A 13,406-nucleotide genomic window follows, 5' to 3' on the forward strand; every position below is an offset into this window, starting at 1 on the left:
CCATCTCGACTAAAGAGAAATTTGACCAGTACGACGTCGTCTTTCTGGACAACGGCCGAGATCAGGCTTAACCTCGGTGTGTTCGTGCCGCCGACATGCGTGCTCGAATGCTTCCAAGGATCATCTTACATGAAGCGCCGCAGCGCGCGACCGTTCATGGTCGAAGTCAAGCAGACCCGTTCGGCCCGCACAACGCTGACTGCCACCGAGGCGCGGCCGCGCCCGGACAAGATCCTGTGGCCGGAACTGGCGCAGGCCGCCCTCGCGCCGCCCGCACCCGCGCCCGCCCCTCAAGCGGCACCGGCGCCGCGCCCGGAACGGAAGGTGCCGGACGCACCGGTGCGCCGCGTCCTGCCGAGCCTCATGCCGATGTTCGAGGCCCCGGCCGAGCCGGTCCTCGAAGCCGCCGCCGACGAGGCCGCGACGGACCCCGCCGCCGAGACCGTCCCGGCGCCGCGGGCGCGGCGCGGGCGGCCGCGGGCGGCCGCGCTCCCGCAGGTGCAGACGGTGCCGTCGCGCCCGGCCGTGCCGACCGCCCCGCCGCCGGCCCCGCCCGTCGACGAGGCGCCCGCCCGCGTCCCGCCGCCGGCCGCGTCGGGTCCCACGTCGGGTCAGGGCCCGTCGCCCCGGTCGACGGCAGGGCGGCGGACGAACGAGCTGCGGCTCGGCGAGCGCTGGAAGCGGCGCCTGCCGCACTTCATGCGCTGATCCCGCGTTGACGGCCCGGCCGCGCCCTCGCGGCCGGCCGCGTCAGGTGAAGAACGGCCTGAAGTTCTCGAGCCATCCGCGCAGCCAGGCCTCGCAGCCCTGCCGGGCGCCTTCGGCGTCCTGGCCGTGCCCCCAGATGTCCTCGGCCAGCGGGCTCCACCAGGTCCAGAACCGGCTCGATCCGTCGTAGGCGCAGATCCCCACGACGACCGTCCCGACCCGGCCGACGAAGCGCGGGAGCGGCACGCCGGCGGTCTCGTCCTGCGTCCAGGTGATCAGGGTCCGGGGCATGCCGTGAGAACGGTGGCCGCCCCGGGATGTTCACGGGCCCGGATGTTCGAGATGTTCGACCGGACGGATCCGCCCGGCGCGTCGGGGACCTAGGCCGCCCACCGCTCCGGCACCGGTCCCGCGGCCAGCCGCGAGTTGCGGTAGCGCGCGTCGTCGGTGACCTCGCGCTCGACCCAGGGAGGGAGCACCACCGGCTGGTCCTCGCGCTCCAGTTCGATCTCGGCCAGGATCAGGCCCGCGAGGTTCCCGCCGAACACGTCGACGTCCCAGACCGCCCCGGCATGCGCGACCCGGTAGCGGGTCTTCTCGAGCCGCCGGCCGGGCGGCACGGTGGCGAGGAGCGCCGCGCCGTCCTCCGGCGCGATGGCGAACTCGATCTCGTCCCGGCTGGCGCCGCGGCGCGGGCTCTTCCACGTGATCAGCGAGCGCTCACCGGCCCGGCGGATCCGGATCGTGTTGGCCGCGTCGGTGAAGAGGTATCCCTGAACCAGGGGCGTCCCCGCCCGGCACAGCGCCAGAACCGACGGGTTCGCGATGAACTTGCGCTCGATCTCGACAGCCATGCCGCGCCTCGTGGACGTTTGACGCGTCAGCCTTCGCCGACAAGCCGGCCCGCGACAAGCCGCCTGGCGGGGATGAGCACAGCGTTACAGGCATGGCTCGGTGCCAATGCGCGCGGGCTGCAATGGGATCGTGTTAAACTTATGTAAAAGCGTGAGGAGGCCGTCGATTGCAGAAGCATCATCAGAAATCCCGCCCTTCTCCGTCCGCGAGGTCAGCGCTGAAGACGGCATCCAAGCGGCCGAACTTGAAGAAGCTGCTCCGCAAGGCGCAGGTCAAACCGCTCAAGCAGGTGGCGGCCCTGCCGTTCCGCGTCGGCGCCGACGGCCGGATCGAGGTCCTGCTGATCACCTCGCGCGATACCGGGCGCTGGATCATCCCGAAGGGCTGGCCGATGACCGGCCGCAAGGCCCATCAGGCCGCCGCGCGGGAGGCCTACGAGGAGGCGGGGCTCGAGGGGCAGATCGCCGCGAACCCGGTCGGACGGTACCATTACCAGAAGCGCTTCGACCACGGCCGCGCCTTCCCCTGCATGGTCCGCGTCTACCCGCTGCGGGTCGAGGCCCAGCACGAGCGCTGGCCGGAACAGGCCCAGCGCACCCTGCAATGGTTCGCGCCCGAGGAGGCGGCGCGCCTCGTCCACGAGGACGAGCTCCAGGAACTCCTGACGGATTTCGCGGCGCGGCCGATCGAGATCCGCGGCGACGGGCGCGGCTGACGGGCGCGGCTGACGGGCGCCGCGACGGGCACGGGCGGGCGGACCGCCGCCGCGTCCGAACATACAACTCCTGATCTGCGGCCTGACCGGCGCCCGGCTGCGCCCGGAAGAGCCTCGTCCGCATGGAGGATCGGACCCGTGTCCGGGCGGAATGCAACTTCTGATTAGTATCCGCGGGTTAAGGTTCCCGCCGTCGCAGAAGGGCGGGGCACCTCGATGTATCGCGCGTTCGCTTGCCTGACCGAGGAACATACCGGCTGGGTGGTCGCCCTGGCCGCCTGCGTGTGCTGGATCTCCTGCGCGGTGGCCCTCAAGCTGGAGCAGCGCGTCCAGGTCCGCGCCGACGGGCACGGGCCGGTCTGGCTCCTGGCCTCGGGCTTCTCGATCGGGGCCGGGATCTGGAGCACCCACTTCATCGGCATGCTGGGCTACGATCCCGGCGTGGTGCTGGGCTACGAGCCGCGCACGACCCTGCTCTCGCTGATCGTCGCGATCGCGGCCGCCACCGTGGCCTTCCTGTTCGCCCGGGCCACGCCGTCGCGCTGGGCCGGGGCGGGGGCGGGCCTCGTGCTCGGGATCGGCATCGCCTGCATGCACTTCCTCGGCATCGCCGGCGTGCGGCTGCCGGGACACTTCACCTGGGACCCCGCCACGGCCGCCACGGCGATCGCGGCGGGCTGCGGGCTCGCGGCCGCCGGCATGGCCATCCATGTCGGCAGCGCGGGCGCGCGGGCCCGGCTCGCGGCCGCGACCGTCCTGACCCTCGCCATCGCGGTCCTGCACTTCCTGGCCATGGCGGCCGCCCGCGTGGTGCCGGACCCGGCCCTGGCGGTCCCGCAGCTCGGCCTCGCCCGGGGCGTCCTGGCCGGCGGCATCGCCGGCGTGATGGCGGTGATCCTGGCCTTCGCGGCGCTGACGCTGATGCTGGACCACCTGCGCCGGATCAACGTCGCCCTGGCCCGGCAGGGCCGCATGCTGCGGGAGAAGACCCTGCTGCTCGACGCCACCCTCGACAGCATGGACCAGGGCCTCATCATGGTCGACGCCGGCGGCGTGGTCCGGGTCTGCAACGAGCGGGCTCTGGCGCTCCTCGACCTGCCCCGGGCGATGATGCAGGCGCGGCCGAGCTACCGGGCGGTGCTGCGCCACGAGGCGAGCCGCCGCGAGCGCCGGCGCCCGGACCGCTCGATCCGGACCTGGATCGAGCGCGGCGAGGCCGGGCAGACGCAGGTTCACGAGCGGGCGCGGCCCAACGGCCTCGTGCTCGAGATCCGCACCGTGCCCCTGGCGGATGGCGGCTTCGTGCGGACCTTCACCGACATCACCAAGCGGAAGGCCGCGGAGGCCGAGGTGGCGCGCCTCGCCCGCCACGACGTCCTCACCGGCCTGCCGAACCGGGCGCTGTTCCACGAAACCCTCGCGCGCAGCCTCGTCGACATCGTCCAGCGCGGCGGCGCCTGCGCGGTCCTGTACCTCGACCTCGACGGCTTCAAGAGCGTGAACGACAGCCTCGGCCACCAGGCCGGGGACGAGCTCCTCCGGCGCGTGTCGGCCGGCCTGCGGGGCATCGCGGGGGACGGGGCGGTGGCCCGGCTCGGGGGCGACGAGTTCGCCGTGCTCTCGGCCGGCGGCGCGGCCGAGGCCGAGGTCCTGGCCGAGCGCCTCATCGCGCTGTTCCACAGCCCGTTCAGCGTGGGCGGCCACCGGGTCGGCGTCGGCCTGAGCGTCGGCATCGCGCTGGCCCCCGAGCACGGGACGGATGCCGAGCCGCTGTACCGCCGCGCCGATCTCGCCCTCTACCGGGCCAAGGCCGAGGGCCGCGGCACGTACCGGATCTTCACCCCCGCCATGGACGAGGAGGCCGAGGAGCGGCGGGTGCTCGAGCGCGACCTGCGCCAGGCCCTCGACGACAACACCCTGAGCCTGCACTACCAGCCGCAGGTCGAGGGCCACACGGGGGCGCTCGTCGGATTCGAGGCGCTCCTGCGCTGGACCCACCCGGTCCGCGGCAGCGTGTCGCCCAACGTGTTCGTGCCCCTGGCCGAGGAGACCGGCCTGATCGTGGCGCTCGGCGACTGGGTGCTGCGCGAGGCCTGCCGCGAGGCGGCCCAGTGGGCGCAGCCCCTGAAGGTCGCCGTCAACCTCTCGCCCCGCCAGTTCCAGAAGCCCGGCCTGCCCGAGACCGTCCTGGCGATCCTGGCCGAGACCGGTCTCTCGCCGGACCGCCTGGAGCTGGAGGTCACCGAGAGCATCATCATCAACGACATGGCGCGGGCCGTGGGCATCCTCCGCCGCCTGAAGAGCTACGGCATCCGGATCAGCATGGACGATTTCGGGACCGGCTACGCGTCGCTCGCGACCCTCCAGGCCTTCCCGTTCGACAAGCTGAAGATCGACCGCTCCTTCGTGGCGCAGCTCGGGACCGGCCCGCAGGCCGCCGTGATCGTCCGGGCCGTGCTCAGCCTCGGCCGCAGCCTCGGCATGGGCGTCGTCGCGGAGGGCGTCGAGACCCACGCCCAGATGAAGTTCCTGACCGAGGAGGCCTGCGGCGAGATGCAGGGCTTCCTGTTCGGCAGGCCGCGCCCGATCACCGACTACGCCGCCGCGGTCGGCGGTCCCGCCGGCCCCGCCGAGGAGTCCGCCCGGGCCGAGCCGGGCCTCGCCGCGGTCGGCTGAGCGGGATCGCCGATCCGCCGCCGGGAACCCGCCCGATCGCTCCGACGTTGGCCCCGCAGATTGGATCACTTCTAAGGTCCAAGCTCTCGTCCCCCGCCGGGACGGCCCCCGGGCCGCCGGCCTCACAGGAGCCCGACCATGAACGCCAAGTGCGAGACCTGCCGGTTCTTCGACGAGCACAAGGGCAACGGCGCCGTCGCGCAGAACGATGCCGGCCTGTGCCGCTTCAACCCGCCGGTCAGCCAGCCCGCACCCGAGTCCAAGGGTCTCTGGCCGGTGGTCGCCGCCCAGGACTGGTGCGGCCACTACACCGCCGAGATGACCGCGGCCGAGTAGGCGCGTCCGCCGCGCGACGATCGGGGCCGGCCTTCGGGTCGGCCCTTTCGTTTGGGCGGGTCCCGGCGCCGCCCGCCGCAACTTTCGCGTCCCCGGCCGCGCCGCCCCCCCTGACCATCGCGGGAGCGGGCTCTACCTTGGAGTCGATCCAGGGTGCCGCCGCTTTGCGGGATGTCTTGCCGGGATGTCTTGCCGGGATGTTCCGCCGGGATGTTCCGCCCGCGGGCCCCGGCGACCGGAAGCCCGTCCGCGCCTTCGTGATCTGAACCGGAGAGAGACTTGATGGTGAGCGCCGAAACCGTGCCCCAGGACCCGGGCGCCAGACCTGCGCGGACCGACGCACCGGTCCTCGCCGCCGTCACGTTCACGGTGAACGGCGAGCGGCGCACGCTCGAACTCGACACCCGCACCAGCCTGCTCGACGCCGCGCGCGAGCACCTGCACCTGACCGGGTCCAAGAAGGGCTGCGATCACGGCCAGTGCGGCGCCTGCACGATGATCGTCGACGGGCGGCGCATCAACGCCTGCCTGACGCTGGCGATCATGCACCAGGGCGCCGAGATCGTGACCGTCGAGGGCCTGGGGCAGCCCGACAGCCTGCACCCGATGCAGGCGGCCTTCGTCAAGCACGACGGCTACCAGTGCGGCTACTGCACGCCGGGCCAGATCTGCTCGGGCGTGGCCGTCCTGGAGGAGATCCGGGCCGGCATCCCGAGCCACGTCACGGCGGATCTCGGCGCCGCGCCGCAGGTGACCGAGACCGAGATCCGCGAGCGGATGAGCGGCAACCTCTGCCGCTGCGGCGCCTATTCCAACATCGTCGAGGCGATCACCGAAGTCGCCGGGAGCCGCGCATGAAGTCCTTCACGTACGAGCGCCCGGGCACGCCCGCCGCGGCCGCCGCCGCCGTCGCCGCCACGCCCGACGCCAAGTTCATCGCCGGCGGCACCAACCTGCTCGACCTGATGAAGCTGCAGATCGAGACCCCGCGCCATCTCGTCGACGTGAACGGGCTCGGCCTCGACGCGGTCGAGCCGACCGAGGAGGGCGGCCTGCGCATCGGCGCCCTGGTGCGCAACACCGATCTCGCGGCCCATCCGCGGGTGCGCGCGGATTACGGGGTCCTCGCCCGCGCGCTGCTCGCCGGCGCCTCCGGTCAGCTGCGCAACAAGGCGACCACCGCCGGCAACCTGCTGCAGCGGACCCGCTGCCCGTACTTCTACGACACCGCCCAGCCCTGCAATAAGCGCCAGCCGGGCTCCGGCTGTTCGGCGCTCGACGGCGTGAGCCGCCAGCTGGCGGTGATCGGCGGCAGCGAGGCCTGCATCGCCACGCATCCGGGCGACATGGCGGTGGCCATGCGCGTCCTCGACGCCACCGTGGAGACGATCGACGCCGGGGGCGCCGCGCGGAAGATCCCGATCGCCGAGTTCCACCGCCTGCCGGGCGACGACCCGTCGCGCGACACGAACCTCGAGCCCGGCGAGCTCATCACCGCGGTGACGCTGCCGAAGCCCGTTCCCGGGACGCACATCTACCGCAAGGTCCGCGACCGCGCCTCCTACGCCTACGCGCTGGTCTCGGTGGCGGCGATCCTGGGCAAGGACGGCTCCGGCCACGTCGCCTTCGGGGGCGTCGCCCACAAGCCCTGGCGGGTCGAGGCGGCCGAGGCCGATCTCCCGAAGGGCGCCCGGGCCGTGACCGACCGGGTCTTCGCCGACGCCAAGCCCACCCACGAGAACGCCTACAAGCTGAAGCTCGCCGAGCGGACCCTCGGCGCCGCGCTCAACCAAGCGAGGGCCTGAGCCATGAAGTTCGACACCGCCGCGGGCCCGAACCCGATCGACCGCCTCAAGGTCGTCGGCCTGCCCACCGACCGCATCGACGGCAAGTACAAGACCACCGGCACCGCGCCCTACGCGTACGAGCGCCACGACGCGGCCCCCGACGCCGCCTACGGCTACGTGCTGGGCTCCGCCATCGCCAAGGGCCGGGTGCGCAGCATCGACACGGCCTCGGCCCGGCAGGCGCCCGGCGTCATCGGGATCGTCACCACCCTCGACACGCCGCGGATCGAGCGCGGCGTGATGAACGTCGCCTACCTGTTCGGCGGCGACGTGATCCAGCACTACCATCAGGCGATCGCCGTCGTGGTGGCCGAGACCTTCGAGCAGGCCCGGGCAGCCGCCTTCCTGGTGACGGTCGATTACGCCCCCGAGGCCGGTGCGTTCGACCTCGCCGCCGCGGCGAAGACCGCCGAGCCGGTCCCGGCCGACAGCGGCGAGGGCAGCGGCGGCAACGGCGAGGAGCGGACCGGCGACTTCGAGGGCGCCTTCGCGCAGGCCCCCGTGACGCTCGACGCGACCTACACGACGTCCGACGAGAGCCACGCCATGATGGAGCCGCACGCCACGACGGCGGCCTGGGACGGCGACCGGGTCACGCTCTGGACCGCCAACCAGATGATCGGCTGGGGCCACGGCAGCCTCGCCAAGATGCTCGGCCTGCCGAAGGACAAGGTCCGGCTCGACGCGCCCTATGTCGGCGGCGGCTTCGGCGGCAAGCTGTTCGTGCGCGCCGACGCGGTGCTGGCGGCGCTCGCCGCGAAGGCCACCGGGCGACCGGTCAAGGTGGCGCTGACCCGCCCGCTGATCGCCAACAACACCACGCACCGCCCGGCCACGATCCAGCGGGTCCGGATCGGCGCCCAGCGGGACGGCACCATCACGGCGATCGCGCACGAGAGCGTCTCGGGCAACCTGCCGGAGGGCGATCCCGAGACGGCCGTGAACCAGACCAAGTACCTCTACGCGGGGGCGAACCGCCTGACCGCCATGAAGCTCGCCCGGCTCGACCTGCCCGAGGGCAACGCCATGCGCGCCCCCGGCGAGGCCCCGGGCCTCGCGGTGCTGGAGGTCGCCATGGACGAGATGGCCGAGAAGCTCGGCCTCGACCCGGTGGAGTTCCGCATCCGCAACGACACGCAGGTCGTCCCGACCCAGCCGGACCTGCGCTACTCCCACCGCGACCTCGTCGGCTGCCTCAAGCTCGGCGCCGAGCGGTTCGGCTGGGCCAGGCGCAACCCGAAGCCCGGACAGGTCCGGGAGGGGCATTGGCTCGTCGGGCACGGCATGGCGGCGGCGTTCCGCGACAACATGGTGCTGAAGTCGGGCGCCCGGGTGCGGCTCTCCGCCGACGGCACGGTCACGGTCGAGACCGACATGACCGATATCGGCACCGGCAGCTACACGATCATCGCGCAGACCGCCGCCGAGATGATGGGCGTGCCCCTCGACCGGGTCGTGGCGCGGCTCGGCGACTCGGACTTCCCGGTCTCGTCGGGTTCGGGCGGCCAGTTCGGCGCCAACTCGTCGACCGCGGGCGTCTACGCGGCCTGCGTGAAGCTGCGGGAGGCGGTCGCGCAGAAGCTCGGCTTCAACGCCACCGACGCGGTGTTCGAGGAGGGCGAGGTTCGCGCCGGCAACCGCGCCATCCCGCTCGCCCGGGCCGCCGCCGACGGCGAGCTCGTGGCCGAGGACGCGATCGAGTTCGGTGAGTTCTCGAAGACCCAGCAGGTCTCGACCTTCGGCGCCCACTTCGTCGAGGTCGCGGTGGATGCCTATACGGCGGAGGTCCGGGTGCGGCGGATGCTGGCGGTCTGCGCGGCGGGGCGCATCCTCAACCCGAAATCCGCCCGCAGCCAGGTGATCGGCGGGATGGTGATGGGCACCGGAGCGGCCCTGATGGAGGAGCTGGTCGTCGACACCAAGCGCGGCTTCTTCGCCAACCACGACCTCGCCGGCTACGAGGTGCCGGTCCACGCCGACATCCCGCACCAGGAGGTGATCTTCCTCGACGAGGTCGACCCGATGTCCTCGCCCATGAAGGCCAAGGGCGTGGGCGAGCTCGGCATCTCGGGGGTCGGCGCCGCGGTCGCGAACGCGATCTACAACGCCACCGGCATCCGCGTGCGCGACTACCCGATCACCCTCGACAAGCTCCTCGACCGCATGCCGGACGCGGCCTGACCGGGGTGCGGGGACGTCCTGCCGGGCGTCCCCTACGGGTCCACGACGTGGAAGCTGGCCCGGGCCCGCATCACGAGGCGACCGTCCTCGTCGTAGGCGCTGGCGGTGAAGTCGTTCACCCCGGTCTCCTCGCCCTCGTCGTGCAGGAGCGCCGTCAGGGTCCGGCGCAGCAGGTCCCGCAGGGCGACCCGGTCCGAGAGGACCGTGCCCTCGTCGTCCCGGACGGCGACGTGGTCGGCGGTGTCGATGAAGTAGCGCGGCATGGGTGTCTCCAGGATCGGGATGACCGGGACGGGAGCGCCCGCAAGCCTCGCCGGCGGCCGATCAGGGATACAGATCGGGTCGGCGGCCGCACTCATCTGGGTTTGAAAGACCGGGCTCATCGTCCGGGCGCGAAGGCGCGCGGGCTCGAACGGAAGAGGGGCCGCGGATCCCCCGGCCCCTCGCATCATCGTCCCGCGGACGGGATCAGTACTTCCGGATGATCGGCTCCGGCGCCATCGGGACCGGATCCGCCCCGAACCGGTAGGTCAGGCCGGCGTAGATCGAGAGCGGCTGCGCCAGGGTCGTGGTCCGCGGGTCGTTGATCGACAGGTTGCCGGCGACCGCGCCCGTCTCGGCGAAGGTGCCGAACGTGGCGTAGCGGTTGTTGGTCAGGTTGGTGATCAGCCCGAAGATCTCCAAGTTCTTGCTGACCTGATACTTCGTCGTCAGGTTCATCACGTAGTAGGCCGGCAGCTTGCGGTTGAGGTTCGATTCGTCACCCCGGTAGTAGGACGACGAGAACGCCGAGACGTTGAGGCCGAAGCGCCAGTTCGGGGTGATGCTGTACTCGAAGCCCGCCTTGATCTGGTGATCGGGGATCAGCGGGATCTTGTCGCCCGGCCGGACGCGGATGCCGCCGTTCGGGATCACGTCGCCGCCCACGGCGCCGCCGGCCGCGCCGGTGCTCGCCAGCGGGTTGTTGGGCGACGAGAGGGTCGCGTTGAACTGGAAGGTCGCGTCGACCAGGGCGTAGTTGGCGTAGACTAGCAGGTCGGGCGTGACCGCGTACTCGGCGCCGACCTCGATGCCCTGGCGCCGGGTCGCCGGGACGTTGATGTAGTAGGCGCGGGCGGCGTTGCCCGCGACGGCGACCTGGTAGAGGTCGTTGCTCAGGTCGGTGCGGTAGACGCCGGCCTTGTAGGTGAGGGCGCCGCCCGACAGGAAGGCCGGGATCACGCCGCGGAAGCCGGCCTCGTAGGTCCGGCCGGTGACCTGCTTGAGCGGCGGATCGGCCACGAGCGAGTTCGGCAGCAGGCACGGCTGGGTCGGGCTGGAGCAGGACAGCTCCAGCGGGGTCGGGGCGCGGTTCGATTCCGAGTAGCCGCCGTAGAGGTTCAGCGCCGGGTCGAACTGGTAGGTCAGGCCCGCGAGCGGGTTGACCTTGGTGTACTCGTGCACGCCGGTCACGTCCGGCGAGAACCCGGTCTGGTCCCGGGTCTGGATGCGGGCGTAGTTGAGCCGGAAGCCGCCGGTCAGCGACAGCCGGTCGGTCACGTCCAGCGTGTCGGTGGCGTAGAGGCCGAGATACAGGGTCGAGCCGCTGACGTTGCCCGGCGCGAGGCCGATCGCCCCCAGCGTGCGGATGTCCGGCGTGCCGAGGCCCGGGATCGTGCCGTAGTACGGGTTGTTCGGATCGACGGTGATCGACAGGTTCGGGTTGATCACGCCCAGCTGGCTCGCCGACTTGAACGAGAAGTTCGAGGCGTCGACGCTGCCGCCGACCACGAAGGCGTTGTTCAGGCCGAAGATCCGGTCGCGGTTGGCGGCCTGGAGCGAGCCGCCGTAGGATTCGGCCTCCGTCCGGGTCGTGTCGATCGTGCCGTACGGGATGTTCCGGACGAACGGGATCGTCTGGTTGTTCAGGCCGAGGATCGCGAACTGGTTGGCGTAGGCCCGGCGCGCCGCCACCTGGCTGGTGGGCGGCGCGTTCACGTTGAACGCGTCGTCCTGGTAGCAGAGCGAGCCCCGGAAGCTGCTGCGGCTGCTGCAGTTCTCGAAGTTGCCCTGGTTGCCGTCGACGTAGAACTCGCTGAAGCGCCGGTAATAGGCGTTGCCGGCGAGGTCCCAGGTCGGCGAGAGGTCGACCCGGCCGGTCAGCTGGAGCGTGCCCACCTGCGTCGTCTGGGTCTGCGGGTAGGTGAAGATCGCCCGCGGGTCGAGATGGGTGAAGTCCACCGGCGTGGCGGCGGCGGCGCCGTAGAAGCTGCGGGCGGCGAGCCCGATCAGGTGGAACTCCGAATCCTGCGAGCGGTAGCCGAGATCCGCGTAGAGGCGGCCGATCGTGCTCGGGTTCTGGTAGCGCCAGCCGCGGTCGTTCAGGCCGTCGCCGGTGAAGTAGAAGCTCCAGGGACCGGAGATCTTGCCGTACTCGAGGTAGCCGGCGGTGCGCGCGTCCGAGCCGCCCCAGGCCGAGATCTCGGTGCCCTGCCAGGTGAAGCCGTTCTTCATCTGGATGTTGACCGCGCCGCCGATGGCGTTGAGGCCGAAGACCGGGTTGCCGGTGACCACGTCGATGCGCTGGATCGCCTGCGGCGGGATCAGGTCGAAATTGACGACGTCGCCGAAGGCCTCGTTGATGCGCACGCCGTTCTGGTAGACGGCGAGCCCCTGCGGCACGCCCTGCACCGACGAGGCCGTGAAGCCGCGGTAGCTGAGATCGACCCGGTTCGAATTGCCCTGCGAGTCGTTGAGGTTCACCCCGGGCGTGCGCCGCGCCAGCGTGGCGATCACGTTGTCGGAGCCCTGATCGACCTCGATCTGCCGGGCCGTGACGGTCTCGACGGTGCTGGGGATCTTGTTGAGCGGCTGCTCGGAGCCGCGCAGCCGCACCCCGCCGGCCGGGGCCGGCAAGGTCGGCGCGGCCTGGGCGAGCGTATCGAGATTCTGGGCGCCGCTGGAATTGCCGCCGCCCGCACCCACCGGCGACGTCGAGACGACGCTGATCTCGCCGAGGGTGACGGATTGTTGAGCCTGCGCGACACCCGGCAACAGAGCCACGGACGCGATCAAGCTGCCTCGCAGGGCCCGCATATCTTCCCCCAACCTGGATTCGAAGGCACGCGCCGCTTCGCGTCGGCTGCGTGCGCCTCACTGATCTCGGGTCGGGCCGCGACCTCAATTCACATTCTGTTTAATCCCTGCGGGGGACGACTTGCGGGCTCGAATGATCGGGCCTGTGGCGCAAAGACAACAGAAGAGGAAGATAGCGGCAAGTCTTCGGGATTATTATGAAGGACATCGCGGGATAATTGCGCAATCGGGCCGGTCCTCCGGGGCGGCGTCCGAGGCCGCCCACCGGGTCGTCAGGACCGGTCCCGGCTCTCACGGCGGCGGCAGGCGGACGGCGACCTCGTTCCGGCGCAGGAACGGGATCGCGAAGGGCGGGTCGTAGCCCATGACGAAGGGCGCGCCCGCCGGTGCGCGGCCGGCCGCCGCCAGGACGGCGGCGAGGATGCCCGCCTGCGCGGCCCGCGCCTCCGGGGTGAGGCGGCCGGAGAAGCGCAGGGCCGCGACCCGCTCGGCCGGGACCTCGACCAGCCGGACCCCCGGCTCGGTCGGGGCCGGCGCCCCGGCCGCCGCCACCGCGCGGGGCAGGAAGAACCGCATCGTGCCGGTGCCGTCCCGCTCCACCGGGACGGTCATGGCGATGGGCTGGGCGATGCGCTGGCCGCCGCTCTCGACCGGCGCCGTCATGGCGATGCGGTCCCCGGCCCGGTTCGCGCCGGTGATGTAGCGGAACAGCCGCCCGAAGGCGTCGCCGTCGCCCTGGCCGCGCGCGTCGGTCTCGACCGCGAGGCGCGGCGCGTAGGACCGGATCTCGACCCCGCGGTCGAGGCGCTCGACGACCGCGTAGGCGGGCTGCTCGTAGAGCGCCCGCACGCCGAAGATCCCGAGCACCGCCTCCGCCAGGGTGACGAGCGCGTACATGACCCTGTCCATGGGACCTCCGGGGGCGGGCGCGGCGTCTCCCGCGCGCGGAACCTCCCGCGGGAACATGGCGCCGGGACCGCCCGTCGCCGCCCGGCTGCGGCGTCAGGCCTCTG

Annotated in this window: 12 protein-coding genes; 7 read left to right on the forward strand and 5 right to left on the reverse strand. The window is 72.0% G+C overall.

Going from position 1 to position 13,406, the window contains the following annotated elements; translation table 11 throughout:
- Positions 1-129: 129 nt before the first annotated feature.
- Positions 130-708, forward strand: a complete 579-nt coding sequence (locus tag LXM90_RS01575) for a hypothetical protein (protein ID WP_234081599.1) — start codon at positions 130-132, stop codon at positions 706-708.
- Between the two features lie 42 nt (positions 709-750).
- On the opposite strand, the gene LXM90_RS01580 is transcribed toward LXM90_RS01575, so the two are convergent.
- Complete coding sequence (locus LXM90_RS01580; protein WP_020094086.1) at positions 751-999, reverse strand: hypothetical protein; 249 nt, start codon at positions 997-999, stop codon at positions 751-753.
- 89 nt (positions 1,000-1,088) lie between these two features.
- The gene (locus LXM90_RS01585) at positions 1,089-1,562 is read right to left on the reverse strand and encodes a CYTH domain-containing protein (RefSeq protein ID WP_020094085.1); all 474 of its coding nucleotides are present in this window, start codon (positions 1,560-1,562) and stop codon (positions 1,089-1,091) included.
- Between the two features lie 245 nt (positions 1,563-1,807).
- Here LXM90_RS01585 and LXM90_RS01590 point away from each other — a divergent pair, with 245 nt between their 5' ends.
- The 6 genes from LXM90_RS01590 to paoC all read left to right on the forward strand — a co-directional run bounded on the left by LXM90_RS01590 (position 1,808) and on the right by paoC (position 9,318).
- Entirely contained in the window at positions 1,808-2,278 is a 471-nt protein-coding gene (locus LXM90_RS01590) for an NUDIX hydrolase (RefSeq protein ID WP_020094084.1), read from the forward strand.
- Between the two features lie 216 nt (positions 2,279-2,494).
- A complete protein-coding gene (locus LXM90_RS01595) occupies positions 2,495-4,954 on the forward strand; it encodes an EAL domain-containing protein (protein WP_234081600.1) in 2,460 nt (819 codons plus the stop codon).
- Between the two features lie 138 nt (positions 4,955-5,092).
- The gene (locus tag LXM90_RS01600) at positions 5,093-5,290 is read left to right on the forward strand and encodes a hypothetical protein (protein WP_012321181.1); all 198 of its coding nucleotides are present in this window, start codon (positions 5,093-5,095) and stop codon (positions 5,288-5,290) included.
- 282 nt (positions 5,291-5,572) lie between these two features.
- Positions 5,573-6,148, forward strand: coding sequence for an aldehyde dehydrogenase iron-sulfur subunit PaoA (gene paoA, locus LXM90_RS01605; RefSeq protein WP_020094082.1), 576 nt, complete (start codon positions 5,573-5,575; stop codon positions 6,146-6,148).
- Positions 6,145-7,095, forward strand: a complete 951-nt coding sequence (locus LXM90_RS01610) for an FAD binding domain-containing protein (RefSeq protein ID WP_020094081.1) — start codon at positions 6,145-6,147, stop codon at positions 7,093-7,095. The genes paoA and LXM90_RS01610 overlap by 4 nt, the downstream gene beginning before the upstream one ends.
- A 3-nt stretch (positions 7,096-7,098) precedes the next feature.
- Positions 7,099-9,318, forward strand: coding sequence for an aldehyde oxidoreductase molybdenum-binding subunit PaoC (gene paoC / locus LXM90_RS01615; RefSeq protein ID WP_020094080.1), 2,220 nt, complete (start codon positions 7,099-7,101; stop codon positions 9,316-9,318).
- Between the two features lie 32 nt (positions 9,319-9,350).
- Here paoC and LXM90_RS01620 read toward each other — a convergent pair whose 3' ends face one another.
- From LXM90_RS01620 to LXM90_RS01630, 3 genes are all read right to left on the reverse strand, one after another.
- The gene (locus LXM90_RS01620) at positions 9,351-9,581 is read right to left on the reverse strand and encodes a DUF6894 family protein (protein ID WP_091680910.1); all 231 of its coding nucleotides are present in this window, start codon (positions 9,579-9,581) and stop codon (positions 9,351-9,353) included.
- A 205-nt stretch (positions 9,582-9,786) separates the two neighbouring features.
- A complete protein-coding gene (locus tag LXM90_RS01625) occupies positions 9,787-12,393 on the reverse strand; it encodes a TonB-dependent receptor (protein WP_042672263.1) in 2,607 nt (868 codons plus the stop codon).
- A gap of 291 nt (positions 12,394-12,684) precedes the next feature.
- A complete protein-coding gene (locus LXM90_RS01630) occupies positions 12,685-13,302 on the reverse strand; it encodes an SOUL family heme-binding protein (protein ID WP_091680914.1) in 618 nt (205 codons plus the stop codon).
- Positions 13,303-13,406 lie beyond the last annotated feature (104 nt).

The sequence above is a fragment of the Methylobacterium oryzae genome (assembly GCF_021398735.1).
In the GTDB taxonomy this organism is placed as follows: Bacteria; Pseudomonadota; Alphaproteobacteria; order Rhizobiales; family Beijerinckiaceae; genus Methylobacterium.